General features: G+C 44.8%; 16 protein-coding genes. 5 read left to right on the top strand and 11 right to left on the bottom strand.

The window, feature by feature from the left end; genetic code table 11:
- Positions 1 to 68 precede the first annotated feature (68 nt).
- Both GSF13_RS14130 and GSF13_RS14125 read right to left on the bottom strand, forming a co-directional pair.
- Positions 69 to 1070, bottom strand: coding sequence for a 4-hydroxyproline epimerase (locus tag GSF13_RS14130; protein ID WP_211868853.1), 1002 nt, complete (start codon positions 1068 to 1070; stop codon positions 69 to 71).
- A gap of 4 nt (positions 1071 to 1074) precedes the next feature.
- Entirely contained in the window at positions 1075 to 1989 is a 915-nt protein-coding gene (locus GSF13_RS14125) for a dihydrodipicolinate synthase family protein (RefSeq protein ID WP_211868845.1), read from the bottom strand.
- 228 nt (positions 1990 to 2217) lie between these two features.
- Here GSF13_RS14125 and GSF13_RS14120 point away from each other — a divergent pair, with 228 nt between their 5' ends.
- The 3 genes from GSF13_RS14120 to GSF13_RS14110 all read left to right on the top strand — a co-directional run bounded on the left by GSF13_RS14120 (position 2218) and on the right by GSF13_RS14110 (position 5108).
- On the top strand, positions 2218 to 3453 hold the full coding sequence (locus GSF13_RS14120) for an FAD-dependent oxidoreductase (protein WP_174168942.1): 1236 nt from the start codon (positions 2218 to 2220) through the stop codon (positions 3451 to 3453).
- A gap of 16 nt (positions 3454 to 3469) precedes the next feature.
- Positions 3470 to 4681, top strand: a complete 1212-nt coding sequence (locus GSF13_RS14115) for a Xaa-Pro peptidase family protein (RefSeq protein ID WP_211868843.1) — start codon at positions 3470 to 3472, stop codon at positions 4679 to 4681.
- A gap of 115 nt (positions 4682 to 4796) precedes the next feature.
- A complete protein-coding gene (locus tag GSF13_RS14110) occupies positions 4797 to 5108 on the top strand; it encodes an antibiotic biosynthesis monooxygenase (protein ID WP_010604654.1) in 312 nt (103 codons plus the stop codon).
- A 1-nt stretch (position 5109) separates the two neighbouring features.
- On the opposite strand, the gene GSF13_RS14105 is transcribed toward GSF13_RS14110, so the two are convergent.
- The 9 genes from GSF13_RS14105 to sdhC form a co-directional block, all read right to left on the bottom strand.
- Positions 5110 to 5727, bottom strand: coding sequence for a cyclic nucleotide-binding domain-containing protein (locus tag GSF13_RS14105; RefSeq protein ID WP_227387163.1), 618 nt, complete (start codon positions 5725 to 5727; stop codon positions 5110 to 5112).
- 41 nt (positions 5728 to 5768) lie between these two features.
- A complete protein-coding gene (sucD, locus tag GSF13_RS14100) occupies positions 5769 to 6641 on the bottom strand; it encodes a succinate--CoA ligase subunit alpha (protein ID WP_211868841.1) in 873 nt (290 codons plus the stop codon).
- A complete protein-coding gene (gene sucC, locus GSF13_RS14095; protein ID WP_010371452.1) occupies positions 6641 to 7807 on the bottom strand; it encodes an ADP-forming succinate--CoA ligase subunit beta in 1167 nt (388 codons plus the stop codon). Before sucC ends, sucD begins: the two co-directional genes overlap by 1 nt.
- 173 nt (positions 7808 to 7980) lie before the next feature.
- Positions 7981 to 9474, bottom strand: coding sequence for a 2-oxoglutarate dehydrogenase complex dihydrolipoyllysine-residue succinyltransferase (odhB, locus tag GSF13_RS14090; RefSeq protein WP_045989062.1), 1494 nt, complete (start codon positions 9472 to 9474; stop codon positions 7981 to 7983).
- A gap of 10 nt (positions 9475 to 9484) precedes the next feature.
- Positions 9485 to 12298 (bottom strand): 2-oxoglutarate dehydrogenase E1 component, encoded by a 2814-nt coding sequence (gene sucA, locus GSF13_RS14085; RefSeq protein ID WP_102056725.1) that lies wholly within the window; start codon positions 12296 to 12298, stop codon positions 9485 to 9487.
- A gap of 84 nt (positions 12299 to 12382) precedes the next feature.
- Positions 12383 to 13102, bottom strand: a complete 720-nt coding sequence (locus GSF13_RS14080) for a succinate dehydrogenase iron-sulfur subunit (RefSeq protein WP_174168947.1) — start codon at positions 13100 to 13102, stop codon at positions 12383 to 12385.
- Between the two features lie 10 nt (positions 13103 to 13112).
- Positions 13113 to 14885 carry a succinate dehydrogenase flavoprotein subunit gene (gene sdhA, locus GSF13_RS14075; RefSeq protein ID WP_010371464.1) on the bottom strand — a complete coding sequence of 591 codons (1773 nt, stop codon included), beginning with the start codon at positions 14883 to 14885 and terminating at the stop codon, positions 13113 to 13115.
- Entirely contained in the window at positions 14886 to 15233 is a 348-nt protein-coding gene (gene sdhD / locus GSF13_RS14070; RefSeq protein WP_010371467.1) for a succinate dehydrogenase, hydrophobic membrane anchor protein, read from the bottom strand. It lies immediately after the preceding gene.
- The gene (sdhC, locus tag GSF13_RS14065; RefSeq protein WP_125252744.1) at positions 15224 to 15601 is read right to left on the bottom strand and encodes a succinate dehydrogenase, cytochrome b556 subunit; all 378 of its coding nucleotides are present in this window, start codon (positions 15599 to 15601) and stop codon (positions 15224 to 15226) included. The genes sdhD and sdhC overlap by 10 nt, the downstream gene beginning before the upstream one ends.
- A 416-nt stretch (positions 15602 to 16017) precedes the next feature.
- Between sdhC and GSF13_RS14060 the strand changes: the two genes are divergently transcribed.
- Positions 16018 to 17304, top strand: a complete 1287-nt coding sequence (locus tag GSF13_RS14060; RefSeq protein ID WP_010371472.1) for a citrate synthase — start codon at positions 16018 to 16020, stop codon at positions 17302 to 17304.
- A gap of 102 nt (positions 17305 to 17406) precedes the next feature.
- The gene (locus tag GSF13_RS14055) at positions 17407 to 18618 is read left to right on the top strand and encodes a cysteine desulfurase (protein WP_211868839.1); all 1212 of its coding nucleotides are present in this window, start codon (positions 17407 to 17409) and stop codon (positions 18616 to 18618) included.
- The last annotated feature ends 2 nt before the right edge of the window (positions 18619 to 18620 follow it).

Here is an 18620-nt window from a genome sequence, read left to right as displayed (position 1 = left end):
CTTTCAATCTTAATGGCTAGGGCCTGTTGATCTTTCAAGTTTGTTTTTGCAGCAAAGGTCAACAGGCCCTAGAGCACCTGAAAACCAAATGCATACGGATCTTCGTCATCTACAGTGATACAATTACTCCCCGTTTGACGTGCCCAACCTTGAATACTTGGCAGAATTGCGGCTTTTCCCGCGACTTCAGTTGTGCCTTCGACCTTACCGATAAATTGGCTGCCTATGATGCTCTCGTGAACAAAAGTGTCGCCATCTTTTAGCAGTCCTTTTGCAAACAGCTGTGCCATGCGTGCACTTGTGCCGGTGCCACAAGGCGATCTATCAATCGCTTTATCGCCATAAAATACCGCGTTTGCAGCATGACTATCTGGATGTTGTGGCTTGCCTGTCCATAACACATGGGAGGCGCCACATACAGAAGAATCTTCGGGATGAATTGGATTTATTTGCGCGTTAACTGCCGCGCGCACTTTGGGGCTCCATGCCAATAATTTAGCAGCGCAGCTTTGATCCACACCAGCAAATAGACTTTGAGGCTCAACAATAATGTAAAAGTTACCGCCGTAGGCAATATCAACGATGAGCTCCCCTAGCCCATCAACATGGACAGGCACCGCTTGGTACGCCAAAAATGCCGGCACATTGTAGAGCTTTACCCAAGTCACTTTATCTGCCTTCATCTCATAATAGGCATTCACGCGCCCCGCAGGGGTGTCAAGCTTGAGTACACCATGTTCCTTTGGAGTTATAAGGCCGCTTTCAAGGCCAAAAGTGACTGTCCCGATAGTGCCGTGCCCACACATCGGCAAGCACCCAGATGTTTCGATAAATAGGATTGCCACATCCCCATCAGCAGTGGTCGGTGGATATAAAAAGGCACCCGACATCATGTCATGGCCCCTGGGCTCAAACATCAGTGCGCGCCTTATCCAATCGTAGTCGCGTAAAAAATGTTGGCGCTTTTCACTCATGCTCTCGCCCAAAAGCGGTGGATGACCACTCGTGACCAAGCGCACGGGATTGCCACAGGTGTGGCCATCTATACAATAGTAGGTGCCTAAAATCATACGCTTAGTCCAAGTTATATTGGCTTAAGTCAATTCGATTTGCCATCGCTTCATCGTACAAACGACTCACGTAAGCCTTTTGCTCTTGGGTGAGTGGCAATCTTGGAGAACGAGTTACCTCACTACCGCGTCCAGCCAAATGTTCTGCATATTTGATGCACTGCACTAGTGTCGGAATAGTATCTAAGCGTAGCAAAGGTAAAAACCAACGCCACAGCGCGCGCGCTTCCTCATAGCGACCTTGTTCAGCAAGTTTATAAATAGCCACTGACTCGCGTGGGAATACATTGGTCAATCCCGAGATCCAACCCGTCGCGCCAAGCATCAGGCTTTCCAGTGCGATATCATCAACACCACCAAATACCACGTAGCGGTCGCCAAATGCGCTAAACAGCTCGCTAATACGGCGGGTATCTTCCGTTGCTTCTTTTACTGAAACAATATTGGACTCCTCAGCTAAGGTTTTCATACCTTCAATAGACACATCGACACCGTAGGTCACCGGATTGTTGTAAATCATAATAGGTAATGCCGTGCTTCGCGCTACCTGTTGGTAATGATGAATCGCTTCGCACTCGGTTGAGCGATAAACCATCCCCGGCAATACCATCAGTCCATCTATGCCGAGCGCTTCTGCATCTTTGGCAAACTCGACAGCCAGTGCAGTTGTGGTCTCAGCCACACCGCTAAGTAGTGGCACTCTATCACCTACCACTTCTGTTGCCGCTTTTAAAACTTGGCGTTTCTCGTCAGCCGTGAGTGAGCAGTTTTCACCGACGGTGCCTAATACTATGATGCCATGAACCCCTTCGTTAATCAGGTTATCTATCATCTCTTTGGTAGTATCAAAGTTGATGCTTTCATCATCATGGAATTGAGTGGTTACTGCTGGATATACACCCTGCCAATTTACGTTCATGGTTCTCGCCTTTCATTTGGTTGTTTAGTTATTGTGCTTGCCATCATAGGTATATTGTATACAATAATCAATATTCAAAAAGCAGATTTTTTAGCCATCAACTAAAATGACTAGCCTAAATGTCTGTAATATTATGATTTATAAGTGGTAAATTTTTTCTTTTTGGTATTTAAACGAGGCCTGATTGATGTCTATGTGGAAATACAATTTAGGATGGTGAGGTAAATTGTGGAAAGTAATAATAAAATTGCAGTGATAGGCGCAGGGATCATTGGGATCACCACCGCGCTGCAATTAGCTCGACGAGGCCACGCTGTTACCTTGCTCGATAAAAATCAGCCCGCAGAGGGATGCTCTAAGGGTAATGCGGGGCATTTTGCCACAGAGCAGGTATTCCCTATGGCAGATGCAGCTTTACTAACAAAAGTGCCTGGCATGTTAGTCAATCCGGTGGGGCCTTTGCGAATTGAGACCACCTCTTTGCTCAAAAATATTCCTTGGTTTGTACGATTCTTAAAGCAAATGAAAAGTAGCTGTTTCCACAAAGGTACAATCGCACTTAGAAGTTTAAATGAACGCGCACTACCCGCATATCAGCGTTTACTTGGTGATAAGTATCATACACTTATATCTAGCAACGGCAGTTTACTGGTATTTGAAGGTGACGAAAGCTCTGCCCGTAAAAGTTATAACAAATACACCGAACAAGACATCTCAGTGAGCTTACTTACAGGTGATCAAGCCCGAGAAATGGAGTCGAGCCTATCAAGTACCATTACCTCAGCACTGTATTTTGATAAAGTCGCGCATAGCACAGATCCCTACGCCCTTTGTTTGACTTTATATGAGCAGTTTATGCAGCTAGGGGGAGCATTCAAACAAGCCTCAATCGACAATATTATCCACACAGAGCATGGCTATACACTTCACTCCAAAAGCCACAAGATGACCTTTAACAAAGTAGTTGTAGCAACAGGAGCGGCAAGTAAAACACTCTGTGCGTCTTTAGGTTACTCACTGCCCATGATTGCCGAGCGTGGTTATCACAACATGTTGGCAGTGAAGAATACGCTTACACGACCTGTTGCATCAAATGAGCGAGGGTTTATCATGACGCCCATGTCACAAGGTTTACGACTGGCCGGCACGGTAGAATTTGCCACACTGGATAGTAAACCCAACTACAGCCGTGCTCGTGCATTATTACATCACGCAAGCATTCTATTAAGGCAAACTCTGCCACAACACAGTGAGGCGCTTTGGGTTGGCTGCCGCCCCTCACTCCCAGATTATTTACCTGTCATCGGACAAGCGCCAAATCATCACAACCTATATTTTGCACTGGGTCATCAGCACTTAGGACTGACCCAAGCCGCAATTTCAAGTGAATGTATCGCAGATCTTATTGACAATAAGCCCAACGACATCGATCTTACTCCCTTTAGTATTGCTCGATTTAATTAGCTAAGGATCACAATAAATGAAAGGTATTGCATACCAGAGCGCGCAGCAAGCGCTAGATAACTTAGAAAATATGACCAAAGGTGTAGCGCCAATTGCCGAAAGCGAGTATTTAGCAAGAATAGAAAAAGCTCAACAATATATGCAGCAAAACAACATTGATGCACTCTATTTAAATGCTGGTACAAATTTAAAATACTTTACTGGTTTGCAATGGTACGCCAGTGAGCGTTTGGTCGGTGCTATTTTACCCGCCAATGGACAAGTTCAGTTTATCGTCCCGTTTTTTGAAATTGGCTCTATTAAGGATTATTGGCTGATTGAAGGCCCTATTCATGCTTGGCAAGAAGAAGAATCTCCTTACGAGCTCGTTGCAAACGTACTTAACACACTCAATATTGATAGCACAGGCACACTCGCCATTGACGAAAGCACTGCGTTTTTTGTTGCTGATGGGATCAGACTCGCGGCACCTGAGCTTTCGCTTATCAATGCAAAGGCAGTAACCGCGCATTGTAGAATGCATAAATCGGCCAATGAAATTGCCCTTATTCAACGTGCAATGGACATGACACTTGCCGTACATAAAGCAACGGCATCTATGCTGTATGAAGGGATCACCACAACCGAAGTTGAAGCCTTTATTAATGAAGCGCACAAAAAAGTGGGGGCACCGGGCAATTATTTTTGTATTGTGCTATTTGGTGTGGCGTCGTCATTCCCACATGGTGTAAAAAATCCACAAACGCTGAAAAAAGGCGATGTGGTTCTCGTCGACACTGGTTGTAAGTTACACGGCTATCTCAGCGATATCACCCGTACTTATGTTTTTGGCGACCCCAGTGAAAAGCAAAAGTCCGTTTGGCAAATCGAGAAGCAAGCGCAAATTGCAGCATTTAATGTAGCCAAAATTGGTGCGCCCTGTGGCGCTGTTGATAAAGCCGCGAGAGAGTATATTGCCAGCAATGGGCTCGGTCCTGATTATCAACTACCAGGTTGCCCACATCGCACTGGGCACGGTATCGGCTTAGATATCCACGAATGGCCTTATTTAGTCAAAGACAACCCAGAACCGCTTGCAGCTGGAATGTGTTTTTCAAATGAACCGATGCTGGTTATTCCTGATGAATTTGGCATTCGCTTGGAAGACCATTTCTATATGACCGACGATGGTCCACGTTGGTTTACTGAGCCTGCGCACAGCATAGACAATCCTTTTGGGGTTAAGTGATATTAGAAATAAATGATGAGTTGCTCTGATGAGGAACTCATCATTTATCGTGATTGATTAGAGCACAGCTTAATTGGTATAAACATAGCATCTACAATTTACTGCGCTACAACTTATGATTGCAACTACTCCACCACCACCCTATTACGCCGTAATTTTTACCAATATAAAAAATGAAGACGACGAGGGCTACGCCCAAACCGCGTCGAGAATGGTCGAGCTTGCACAGCTTCAACCCGGTTTTTTAGGATTAGAATCTGCGCGTGAGGAGGTTGGGATCACCGTTTCTTATTGGCGAGACCTTGAGTCAATCAAAGCATGGAAAGCCAATGCTGAGCATATTGAGGCGCAAAAAAACGGCAATAAAAAATGGTATCAAAGCTATACAACTCGTATCGCCAAGGTAGAGCGTGAATATAGTCTTTGAGCTAACGCTTAGTTGTTGTCGCTTGCGCTTTGTTCACTCGCGACTTTAACCGTGATAGCCCTTGAGGCGTTACGCTCAAATAATTAGCCAGATCATAATTTGCTAAACCATTAACCCAATGCGGACGTTTGTCACGCAAAAAACAATATCTTTGCTCCAGCGTATTTAGTAGTAGAAAAGCTTCTTTTGCTTCTTTAAATAGCAACTGCTGTTCTAATAATTTTAATTTAAGTGCGCGAAGATTATCTTGTTCTAATTCGGCTAGCGGAACGAGTACCAACTCCACATCATCCAGCGCAGAGATTTGATAGAAGCTAGGAGATTTTTGGATCCATTCAGCAAATAAAATACAAAGTTCACCAGCAAAATAGAACTCCTTATGTCTTAGCTCCCCTGTTTCATTTACAACCGATGATACAAGCTTACCAGAGCGGATAAAAAAGCCATGACGTTGCACTTGCCCTTGTTGCAATAATATTTCATTGCGGCTGCAGCGCTTAGTGTCGAACGTTGGGTTTTGCTGAGTAAGTGTTAATAATTCATTTTTTGTGGCTTCACAAAGCTGACCGAGTTTATGAAAAGGCATAATCCCCTCATGCAATTGGTATAGCGAGATCAAAAAAGGCTCCTTGAGGAGCCTTTTTAACGTGTGGTATTAACTTACCAACCCGCTTTCTCTTTTAGTGCAGAACCGATTTCTGCAAGAGAGCGAACTGTTTTAACACCCGCAGCTTCAAGCGCTGCGAATTTCTCGTCAGCTGTACCTTTACCACCTGCGATAATTGCACCAGCGTGACCCATACGCTTACCTGGAGGAGCTGTAACACCTGCGATGTAAGAAACAACAGGCTTAGTTACGTTATGCTTGATGTACTCAGCCGCTTCTTCTTCAGCTGTACCGCCGATCTCACCGATCATTACGATAGCTTCAGTTTGCGGATCGTTTTGGAACATCTCTAGTACGTCGATGAAGTTAGTGCCTGGGATTGGGTCACCACCGATACCAACACAAGTAGATTGACCGAAGCCAGCGTCAGTTGTTTGCTTAACTGCTTCATAAGTCAAAGTACCAGAACGTGACACGATACCTACTTTACCAGGCAAGTGGATGTGACCTGGCATGATACCGATCTTAGTTTCACCTGGAGTGATAACACCTGGGCAGTTAGGACCAATCATGCGAACGCCAGTTTCTTCTAGCTTCACTTTAACATCAACCATATCTATTGTAGGGATGCCTTCAGTGATACATACGATTAGTTCGATACCTGCGCTGATCGCTTCAAGGATAGCGTCTTTACAGAATGCAGCTGGTACGTAGATAACAGATGCAGTTGCACCAGTTGACTCTACCGCTTCACGTACTGTGTTAAATACAGGTAGACCTAGGTGAGTTGTGCCGCCTTTACCAGGAGAAACACCACCAACCATTTGCGTACCGTACTGGATAGCTTGCTCAGAGTGGAAAGTACCCTGACCACCAGTGAAACCTTGACAGATTACTTTAGTATCTTTGTTAATTAGTACAGACATTATTTGCCCTCCGCAGCAGCAACTACTTTCTCAGCAGCGTCAGTTAGTGACTCAGCTGCAATGATGTCAAGGCCAGAGTTAGCTAGTACTTCACGACCAGCTTCAGCGTTAGTACCTTCAAGACGTACAACTACTGGCACGTTTACGCCAACTTCTTTAACCGCACCAATAATACCTTCAGCGATCATGTCACAACGTACAATACCACCGAAAATGTTAACTAGTACTGCTTTAACATTGTCGTCAGAAAGGATGATCTTGAATGCTTCAGATACACGCTCTTTAGTCGCGCCGCCACCAACGTCTAGGAAGTTAGCTGGCTTGCCGCCGTGTAGGTTTACGATGTCCATAGTACCCATCGCAAGGCCTGCACCGTTAACCATACAACCAACGTTACCGTCTAGTGCTACGTAGTTAAGCTCAAAGCTTGCTGCGTGTGCTTCACGTGCGTCTTCTTGTGAAGGATCGTGGAATTCGCGGATCTTAGGCTGGCGGAACAATGCGTTGCCGTCTACACCGATTTTGCCGTCTAGGCAGTGTAGATTACCAGCGTCTGTGATCACTAGAGGGTTGATTTCTAGTAGAGCAAAGTCGTGGTTGATAAACATTTGCGCTAGACCCATGAAGATCTTAGTGAATTGCTTAACTTGAGTTGGGTTCAAACCTAGTTTGAACGCTAGCTCACGACCTTGGTAAGCTTGAGGACCTACTAATGGGTCGATCTCAGCTTTATGAATTAGTTCAGGCGTTTCTTCTGCAACTTGTTCAATTTCTACACCACCTTCAGTTGATGCCATGAACACGATTTTACGTGAACCACGGTCAACAACAGCACCTAGGTATAGTTCATTTGCAATATCAGTGCAGCTTTCTACTAAGATTTTAGCAACAGGCTGACCTTTCTCGTCTGTTTGGTAAGTAACTAGGTTTTTACCTAACCAGTTTTCAGCGAATGCGCGGATTTCGTCTTTGCTGTCTGCAAGTTTAACACCGCCAGCTTTACCACGGCCGCCAGCGTGTACTTGACACTTAACAACCCACTTGTCTCCACCGATTTTACCAGCAGCTTCAACTGCTTCTTGAGGTGTATCACAAGCAAAGCCTTCTGATACAGGTAAACCATATTCGGCAAAAAGTTGTTTTGCCTGATACTCATGCAAATTCATGATGCTTTATCCAATTTTTTATACTAAAAAAGCTGAATATTTATGCAAATAGTCAGCTATCCCAAATTGCGCACATAGTATAGATCCCAAGGCTTCTGATGAAAACCCCACTTAGACCAAAGGCGCAAAAAAAAAGCTGTATGCGAGCATACAGCTTATTCTTTAAACAAATATTATACGTCTAGTAGTAGACGTGTTGGATCTTCAAGTAACTCTTTAATTGTTACTAGGAAACCAACTGACTCTTTACCATCGATTTGACGGTGGTCATAAGATAGTGCTAGGTACATCATAGGTAAAATTTCAACTTTACCGTTTACTGCCATAGGGCGCTCTTGGATTTTGTGCATGCCCAAGATTGAAGACTGTGGCAAGTTGATGATAGGCGTAGATAGTAGTGAGCCGAATACACCACCGTTGGTAATAGTGAAGTTACCGCCAGTCATATCGTCAACAGTTAGTTTGCCATCACGACCTTTGATAGCCAATTCGCGAATATTCTTCTCGATTTCAGCAACAGAAAGCTTATCGCAATCACGTAGTACTGGAGTCACTAGACCACGAGGTGTTGATACCGCGATGCTGATGTCAAAGTAGTTGTGGTAAACGATATCGTCACCGTCGATTGACGCGTTAACTTCAGGGAAACGCTTAAGTGCTTCTGTTACCGCTTTCACGTAGAAAGACATGAAACCTAAACGAATACCGTGGCGCTTCTCAAATACCTCTTGGTACTGCTTACGAAGATCCATGATTGGCTTCATGTTTACTTCGTTGAACGTTGTCAGCATTGCTGTTGAGTTCTTCGCTTCTAATAAGCGGTTAGCGATTGTCTTACGTAGACGAGTCATTGGTACACGTTTCTGAGTACGCTCACCTACCGGGGCAGCTGGTGCTGAAGCTGCAGGCTTAGACTCTGATTTTGCTGGTGCTTTAAGGAAAGCGTCCACGTCTTCTTTAGTAATGCGACCGCCTTTACCAGACCCTTTGATCTTAGCAGCATCAAGGCCTTTCTCTGCGATAAGACGACGAACAGATGGTGTTAGTACATCTGAGTTTTCGTCAGAAGCAGCAGCTGGTGCTTCTTCTTTCTTCGCACTTGATGATGCAGCTGGTGCGCCACCGGCAACGATTTTACCGATAACTTGATCACCTAGTACTGTCTCACCTTCAGCGTGGATGTGCTCACCCATCACACCGTCTTCAGGTGCAACAACTTCAAGAACCACTTTATCTGTTTCAATATCAACTAGATTCTGGTCGCGGCTAACCGCTTCACCTGGTTGAACGTGCCAAGTTGCGATAGTAGCGTCTGCTACTGACTCAGGAAGTACAGGTACTTTAATGTCCACTTCTTTACCTTCTGCTGCTGGCGCCGATTCTGACGCTGCTGGTTTTTCATTTGATTGAGCAGGCGCTGCTGCTTCATCAGCAGCACCTAGTTGTGCAATAACTTGTTCGCCAAGAACGGTTGCGCCTTCCTCTTCAGAAATTGCAACGATAACACCATCTTCTGGTGCTACAACTTCTAAAACGACCTTATCCGTTTCGATGTCAACTAAGTTTTGATCACGAGTCACTTTATCGCCAACGCTTACATGCCATGTAGCAACCGTTGCATCGGCAACAGACTCAGGAAGAACAGGAACCTTAATTTCGGTTGTCATCTCTTATTCCTTATTTCTTTATTGTTAAAGCGTCAGCAATTAACGCGTTTTGTTCTTTAGTATGTGTAGACATGTATCCACATGCTGGTGCAGCTGAAGCCTTACGGCCTGCATAAGTCAGATTTGCGCCAGCCGGGATAGCTTCCCAGAAATGATGCTGTGAACAGTACCAAGCACCTTGGTTTTGTGGCTCTTCTTGACACCAAACAAAATCTTTTACGTGCTGGTAGCGAGCCATGATCTCATCCATCTCTTTGTGAGGGAATGGATATAGCTGTTCAACACGAACGATAGCCACGTTGTTAAGCTCTTGCTTACGACGTTCTTGCAGTAGTTCGTAATAAACCTTACCGCTACAGAACACAACACGCTCAACGTTTTCAGGATTGATATCATCAATCTCATCGATCATGTTATTGAATACGCCTTCGGATAGCTCTTCTAGGCTAGAAACAGCTAATGGGTGGCGTAATAGCGACTTAGGCGTCATTACAATCAGAGGACGACGTAGTGGACGAACCGATTGACGACGTAGCATTGCGTATACTTGCGCTGGTGTTGACGGCACACATACTTGCATATTGTGGTCAGCACAAAGCTGTAAATAACGCTCTAAACGCGAAGAACTGTGCTCTGGACCTTGACCTTCATAGCCATGAGGAAGTAGTAGTGTTAGACCACATAAACGACCCCACTTCTGCTCACCTGAACTTAGGAATTGGTCGAATACGACTTGAGCACCGTTGGCGAAGTCACCAAATTGCGCTTCCCATAGTACCAATGACGTTGGCTCTGCTGTCGCGTAACCATATTCGAACGCAAGTACCGCTTCTTCCGATAGTACTGAATCGTACACTTCGAACAGGCCTTGACCTTCACGAATGTTTTGCAGCGGAAGATAAGTCGACGCGTCTTTTTGGTTATGAACTACGGCATGACGGTGGAAGAATGTACCACGACCAGAATCCTGACCAGTAAGACGAATATCAGTGCCCTCATCAACCAAGGTCGCGTAAGCCAATGTCTCAGCCATACCCCAATCAAGCATTTTCTCGCCTTGCGCCATAAGTTTACGATCATCGTAAATCTTTTTAACGCGTGATTGTGCTTTATGGGCCTCTGGGTAGCTCGCAATCTTTTCGCCAAGCGCTTTGAGTTTATCTAGCGCAACCTTTGGCTCATACGGCGTATCCCAATCGTGACCAACATACTTAGACCAATCTGATGAGTGTTTGGTTTCTTTTTGAATTTCTTCAACGACACAAACGCCTTTATCAAGACCATTTCGGTACTCGTCAGCAATTTGTTTCGCATCGTCTTCAGAAATCACACCTTCGCGTACAAGTTGATCAGCATACAATTGGCGAGGTACTGGGTGCTTTTTGATCTTCTGATACATCAGCGGTTGCGTCGCATTTGGCTCATCCGCTTCGTTGTGGCCGTGGCGACGGTAACATACTAAGTCAATTACCACATCGCGTTTAAACTTGTTACGGAAATCAAGTGCAACTTGTGTAACAAAAGCAACAGCTTCAGGATCGTCTGCGTTCACGTGGAAGATAGGTGCCTGAACCATTTTAGCGATATCAGTACAGTATTCAGTCGAACGAGTATCTTCGCGTTTTGACGTAGTGAAACCAACTTGGTTATTAACTACGATACGGATCGAACCGCCAACGCCGTATGCACGTGTTTGCGATAAGTTAAACGTTTCTTGAACGACACCTTGACCTGCGATTGCAGAGTCACCGTGAATTGTGATTGGTAATGCTTTAGAACCACTTTGGCAATTCAAACGGTCAAGACGAGCACGTACCGAACCCATTACTACTGGGTTTACGATTTCAAGGTGAGATGGGTTAAATGCCAATGCCATATGAACATTGCCGCCCTTCGTACCGAAGTCAGAAGAGAAACCCATGTGGTATTTAACATCACCAGAACCCGCGTGCTCGCCATATTTACCAGCGAACTCGTCAAATAGTTCTTGAGGGTTTTTACCCAATACATTCACTAGTACATTTAGACGACCTCGGTGGGCCATGCCAATTACGGCTTCTTGCTGACCGCTTTCACCAGCACGGTGAATGAGCTCTTTCAGCATAGGCACAAGTGAGTCACCGCCTTCTAGAGAGAAACGCTTAGCGCCTGGGAATTTTGCGCCCAAGTACTTTTCTAAGCCGTCTGCAGCAGTTAGACCTTTGTAGATTCTTAGTTTGGTTTCTTTGTCGAATTGTGGCTTCGAGAAGGACGATTCCAAACGCTGTTGTAACCAACGTTTTTCTTCGGTAGAGGTGATGTGCATGTACTCTGCACCGATAGAGCCACAGTATGTCGCTTTAAGCGCAGCGTACAAGTCTTTGAGTTTCATTGTCTCTTTGCCACAAGCAAAAGAGCCAACGTTAAATTCTTTATCTAAGTCTGCATCAGTTAAATCATGAAAAGCAGGGTCAAGATCGCGAACACGTTCTCTATCCCAAATCCCTAAAGGATCTAGGTTTGCGTTCTGATGACCTCTGAAACGGAATGCATTAATTAACTGCAGAACTTTAACTTGCTTGGCATCAGCAGAACCCTCTGCGGAAACCACGACTTCTCTGTGTTTGTTTTTAGCAAGCTCCGCAAATTGCGCTCTTACTTCTGAATGTTTAGTGTCAACATCCACTCCATCAACTTTAGGTAGTTGATCAAACACCTCTCGCCACTCTTCTGGCACTGAAGCTGCATCATCTAGATACGCCTCATATAGATCTTCTACGTACGCAACGTTACCGCCGTACAAATGCGAAGATTCTAGCCATGCCTTCATCACACCTTCGTGCATCTATTAGCCCTTTTATCTAGCGCAGAAACTCAAACGAAAACAAGATGGCAAGCTTTTGCTTGCCATCTTAGCTAGTAGTATGTGTTATACCGAACGGTTTAACAACATTGATTTAATTTGTCCAATTGCCTTAGTTGGATTAAGGCCTTTTGGACATACGCTAACACAGTTCATAATACTGTGACAGCGGAATACGCTGAACGCGTCATCAAGACCAGCAAGACGTTCTTCTGTCGCTGTATCACGGCTATCAGCCAAGAAACGATAAGCATGTAGAAGACCCGCAGGACCGATGAACTTGTCTGGGTTCCACCAGAAAGAAGGACAAGACGTTGAACAACATGCACAAAGAATACATTCGTACAGGCCATCTAGCTTTTCACGTTCTTCAATAGACTGAAGACGTTCTTCACCACCAGTTGGCTTGTCGTTGATCAAGAATGGCTTAACCTTCTCGTATTGCGTATAGAACTGGCTCATGTCGATTACTAAGTCACGGATCACCGGAAGACCTGGTAATGGACGAATGACGACCTTGCCTTTACCACCGCTCTGCAAAGCAGAAATTGGAGTAATACATGCAAGACCATTTTTACCATTCATATTAATACCGTCAGAACCACATACCCCTTCACGGCATGAACGACGGAAAGATAAAGATGGGTCTTGCTCTTTTAACTGCATAAGAGCATCTAACACCATCATGTCACGACCTTCCTCTACTTCTAGAGAATAGTCTTGCATGCGTGGCGCCGCATCTTCATCAGGATTATAACGATAAACAGATAATTCTAAAGTTGCCATCGCTTAGCTCCTAGTATGTACGTGCTTTCGGTGGGAATGCTTCACGAGTCTTAGGCGCGTAGTTAACTTCACGCTTACTCATAGACTCAGACTCTGGGTTGTAAATCGAGTGACACAACCAGTTTTCATCATCACGCTCTGGGTAATCGAAGCGAGAGTGTGCACCACGACTTTCCGTACGGAAGTTCGCAGCAACCGCTGTCGAATACGCTGTTTCCATCAAGTTATCTAACTCTAGACACTCGATACGTTGCGTGTTGAATTCAGCAGACTTATCGTCAAGACGTGCGTACTGTAGACGCTCACGAATCTCTTTAAGTTCTTTAAGACCTTCAGCCATTGCATCACCTTCACGGAATACCGAGAAGTTAAGCTGCATACAACGTTGTAGATCTTTCTTGATTTGTACAGGATCTTCACCCTGACCTTTCGCAGAAGTTTCCCAACGGTTAGTACGCGCAAGTGCTGCGTCTACGTTATCGTTGCTTGCTTCTTTGGCGATTTCTGCATCTTTCAAGTAAGTACCAAGGAAGTTACCCGCCGCACGACCGAATACGACAAGGTCAAGCAGTGAGTTACCACCTAGACGGTTTGCACCGTGTACAGATACACACGCAATCTCACCTACTGCAAATAGACCTTCAACGATCTTTTCATTACCTTGACCGTCTACGTTCAGTACTTGACCGTTTACGTTAGTAGGTACACCACCCATCATGTAGTGACAAGTAGGGATTACTGGAATTGGCTCTTCCGCTGGGTCTACGTGTGCGAATGTCTTCGCTAGATCACAAACGCCAGGAAGACGTAAATTAAGTGTCTCAGCACCTAAGTGGTCAAGCTTCAGCTTGATGTGCGGACCCCAAGGACCATCACAACCACGACCTTCACGGATCTCAGTCATCATTGAACGTGCAACAACGTCACGTGATGCTAGGTCTTTCGCGTTTGGCGCATAACGCTCCATGAAGCGCTCGCCATCTTTATTTAGAAGGTAACCACCTTCACCACGACAACCTTCTGTTACTAGTACACCCGCACCTGCGATACCTGTCGGGTGGAACTGCCACATTTCCATGTCTTGCATTGAAATGCCAGCACGAACCGCCATACCAACGCCGTCACCTGTGTTGATGTGCGCATTCGTTGTTGATGCGAAAATACGACCCGCACCACCAGTTGCAAGAACAACTGCTTTTGATTTGAAATAGGTGATTTCACCTGACTCGATGTCGATTGCGGTGACACCCACTACATCGCCATTGTCATTTTTTACTAGGTCTAGTGCATACCACTCAGAGAAAACGTTTGTTTTGTTTTTAACGTTTTGCTGGTATAGGCAGTGTAGCAACGCGTGACCAGTACGGTCCGCTGCGGCTGCTGTACGTGCAGCTTGCTCGCCACCAAAGTTTTTCGACTGACCACCGAAAGGACGCTGATATACGCGACCATTCTCAAAACGAGAGAAAGGTAGACCCATGTTCTCAAGTTCAGTGATAGCTTCTGGACCTGTTTTACACATGTACTCGATAGCGTCTTGGTCACCGATGTAATCAGAACCTTTAACCGTATCGTACATGTGCCATTCCCAGTTGTCCTCGTGAGAGTTACCTAGCGCAACGGTGATACCACCCTGTGCTGATACTGTATGAGAACGAGTTGGGAAAACTTTTGAAATAAGAGCACAAGTTTTGCCTGATTCCGAGATAGCAAGTGCCGCGCGCATACCCGCACCGCCGGCACCGACTACAACTGCGTCAAATTCACGTACGTTATATTTCACTTAAACACCCCACAGAACAAACAGACCAATAGCTACGTAAGCTAAAGCCATAAGGTTTAATACAAAGCCAAGAATAGTGCGAGTTGTTGAGTTCTTAACGTAGTCAGTTAGAACCTGCCACAAACCGATGCGTGTATGTACCATGATACATACTAGTGTGATCATCGTTGCTGCTTTAACAGCTAAATTTGAGAACAACCCTGACCAAGCTTCATAAGTTAGTTCAGGAGTAATTAGAAGATAGCCTACGATGAATACCGCGTAAGCTAGGATAATTAACGCAGTTGTACGTAGTGACACGTAGTCTTGTACGCCATCACGCTTTAGAGTCGCTTGATTTAAGACCATATCCATACTCCAGCCAAAATTGCTACGATAACCCAAAGTGCTAGTGCAATCTTCGCGCTATTGTTGCCTGATTCTAATTCTTCCCAATGTCCCATATCCTGGATCATGTGACGGATACCACCGATGATGTGGTAAGACAATACAGTTAGGGTGCCCCACGCGATGAATTTCGCGATAAAGCCAGACATCAGTTCTTTTACAAACTCGAAGCCTTCAGGAGAAGAAAGGGATTCAGACCAAGCCCAAATCACAAAGGTCAAAGCGAAGAAGAAAGCAACACCGGTGACACGGTGAAGAATCGACGCTTTAGCCGTTGGCGGCATAGATATAGTCGTAAGATCTAGATTTACAGGTCTTTGCTTTTTCACAGTTACTTGCCCATCTTTGCCCACAAAGGAGCTCATCTACTTGTTTTTATGAAACCCACCTACATATTGCAAATGTAGGTGGCACACTCTAGATAAACCAATTAGGACACCAAAAAGTTCACTCGAGTGTAAAAATTGATGTAAAAATAGGTTTACCCACAGACGATACGGTATAAAACCGTTGACAGTATATAAGGCTATGCGCCCTTTTACAATTCTTGTTTAGATAGAGACGCTTGCGAATTAGCGAATGGTCTAATATTTAATCGTCGTAGAATATTTATTATACATTTATGCATAAATCACAGAAAAATTGACTTTTAACCTAGGTTATAAGTTAGAATGATCTGAATTTGCTTAACATTAGTATCACAACATAACAATCAGAATATTGTTATTAAATAGGAGACAAATAGATGGCAGATAAAAAAGCCACAGTCCATATTGATGGTCACGATCCGATTGAGTTACCAATTTACGAAGGTACAGCTGGTCAAGACGTAGTTGACGTTCGTTCTTTAGGTGCTCACGGCCTATTTACGTATGACCCAGGATTTATGTCGACTGCCTCTTGTGACTCGTCTATCACTTACATTGACGGTGCCAAAGGTGTACTGCTTCATCGCGGTTATCCAATTGAGCAACTTGCTGAAAATTCTAACTATATTGAACTTTGCTACCTACTATTAAACGGTGAACTACCAAGCGAAGAACAACTAGCTGAGTTCTCAGATGAGATCACTCGCAACACAATGATGCACGAGAAGATTGCTGCGTTTTTCCAAGGCTTCCGTGTAGATGCACACCCTATGGCAATGCTATGTGGTGTAGTTGGTGCGTTATCTTCGTTCTACCACTCAGATTTGGATATTTCTGACGAAGATCAACGTATGCGTTGTGCAATCAAGTTAGTAGCTAAGCTACCAACAATTGCTGCAATGGCGTACAAATATAACGTTGGCCAACCGTTCGTATACCCACGTAACGACTTGAGCTACGCAGAAAACTTCCTCCACATGATGTTCTCTGTGCCAGCTGAAGACTACAACGTCAGCCCTGTACTTGCTAAAGCAATGGATCGTATTTTCATGCTTCACGCAGATCACGAGCAAAACGCATCAACTTCAACAGTTCGTCTTGCTGGCTCTTCAGGTGCAAACCCTTACGCGTGTATCGCGGCAGGTATTGCATCACTTTGGGGCCCTGCACACGGCGGCGCAAACGAAGCATGTTTAACTATGCTCGAAGAAATTGGTTCTGTTGATCGTATTGACGAGTACGTTGCAAAAGCAAAAGATAAGAACGATCCGTTCCGTCTAATGGGCTTTGGTCACCGCGTTTATAAAAACTTTGACCCACGCGCGACAGTAATGCGTCAAACGTGTCACGAAGTGCTTAAAGAGCTAAACATTCAAGATCCACTTCTTGACGTTGCAATGAAACTTGAACAGATTGCCCTAGAAGACCCTTATTTCATCGAGAAGAAACTATACCCGAATGTAGACTTCTATTCAGGTATCATTCTTAAAGCAATCGGTATCCCAACAAGCATGTTTACAGTTATCTTCGCGATGTCTCGTACTGTGGGTTGGATTTCACACTGGAACGAAATGCTTTCTCAGCCAGGACACAAAATTGGTCGTCCGCGTCAGCTTTACAAAGGCTACACGTCTCGCGACTACAAAACACAAAACGACAGATAATCTCGTTATTGTGTTTGAAAAGGCCGCTTAATGCGGCCTTTTTTGTTTTAATATCGCCGCGTATTCGTTAGAATCGCGCTGCTCAATTAACTCAGGTACGTTATGACTGACATCCAATCTCTGCGCAACGACTTTCCAATTTTGAACAAACAACTCGATGGGCAGCCGCTTTGCTATCTTGACTCTGCTGCAACTGCGCAAAAACCGAACAAAGTCATCGATGTCATAAAAACTTTTTATCAAAATGAGAATTCAAACGTACATAGAGGTTTACACACGCTTAGTGAAAACGCCACCGTTCGCTATGAAAGTGCCCGAGAAACAATTGCCAATTTTTTAAATGTTGAAACACGAGAAATAGTATGGACCAGCGGCGCAACTGAATCACTAAACTTGTTGGCTCATGGCCTGAGTGCACGTTTCACTTCAGACAGTGTAATTGCCATCAGTCCCTTTGAACATCACGCTAACATAGTGCCTTGGCAAGAAGCTTGTCAGCGTACCGGCGCAACTTTACTGGTGTTACCTATGTTAGACGGCGTCCTCGATGAGCAAGGTGCCATTGCGATGTTAAAGCAGCATAAACCTGATGTGTTAGCGATGGGCCATGTTTCAAACGCACTTGGGAATATTCATCCAGTTGAGTCGCTCATCTCGGTTTGCAAAGCCTTGGGTACCATCACGGTTATCGACGGCGCACAGTCTTTACTGCATTTAAGACCTGATCTGAAGGCGCTGGATTGCGACTTTTATGTTTTTTCAGCTCATAAAGCGCTTGGACCAACAGGTGTCGGCGGACTTTATGGTAAATACCAGCAACTAAATGCGCTCCCCGTATACAAAACCGGCGGCGAAATGATAAAAGAAGTGAGTTTTGAGCGATCCAGCTATCGAGAGGCACCTGGCAAGTTTGAGCCCGGCACTCCCAATATTTCTGGCGTTATCGGTTTTGCCGCAGCGATAGATTATGTAAACGAGATTGATCCCAGTGCACTTCAACGCTATGAGCAAGCGCTCTATCACTCCCTTCTAGCAAAGCTAAGACAGATTGAAGGCATCACGGTTTATGGCGATACACAAAACAATGTTGGTGTCGTCAGTTTTAACTATAAAAACGAGCACCACTACGATCTTGCCACACTACTCAATACATACGGCGTAGCAGTCAGAAGCGGACACCATTGTACTCAGCCGCTAATGAAAATGCTCAAGGTTAATGGGACAGTACGTGCAAGTTTGGCTTTTTATAATAACCAAGACGATATTGAGCATTTTATTAATGCGTTAAGTGCCACAATAGAATTATTAGATTGAAC

This window comes from Pseudoalteromonas sp. M8 (genome assembly GCF_018141365.1).
Lineage (GTDB): Bacteria > Pseudomonadota > Gammaproteobacteria > Enterobacterales > Alteromonadaceae > Pseudoalteromonas.
Note: the sequence above shows the minus strand (reverse complement) of the source record. Positions and strands in the feature narration are given on the sequence as shown.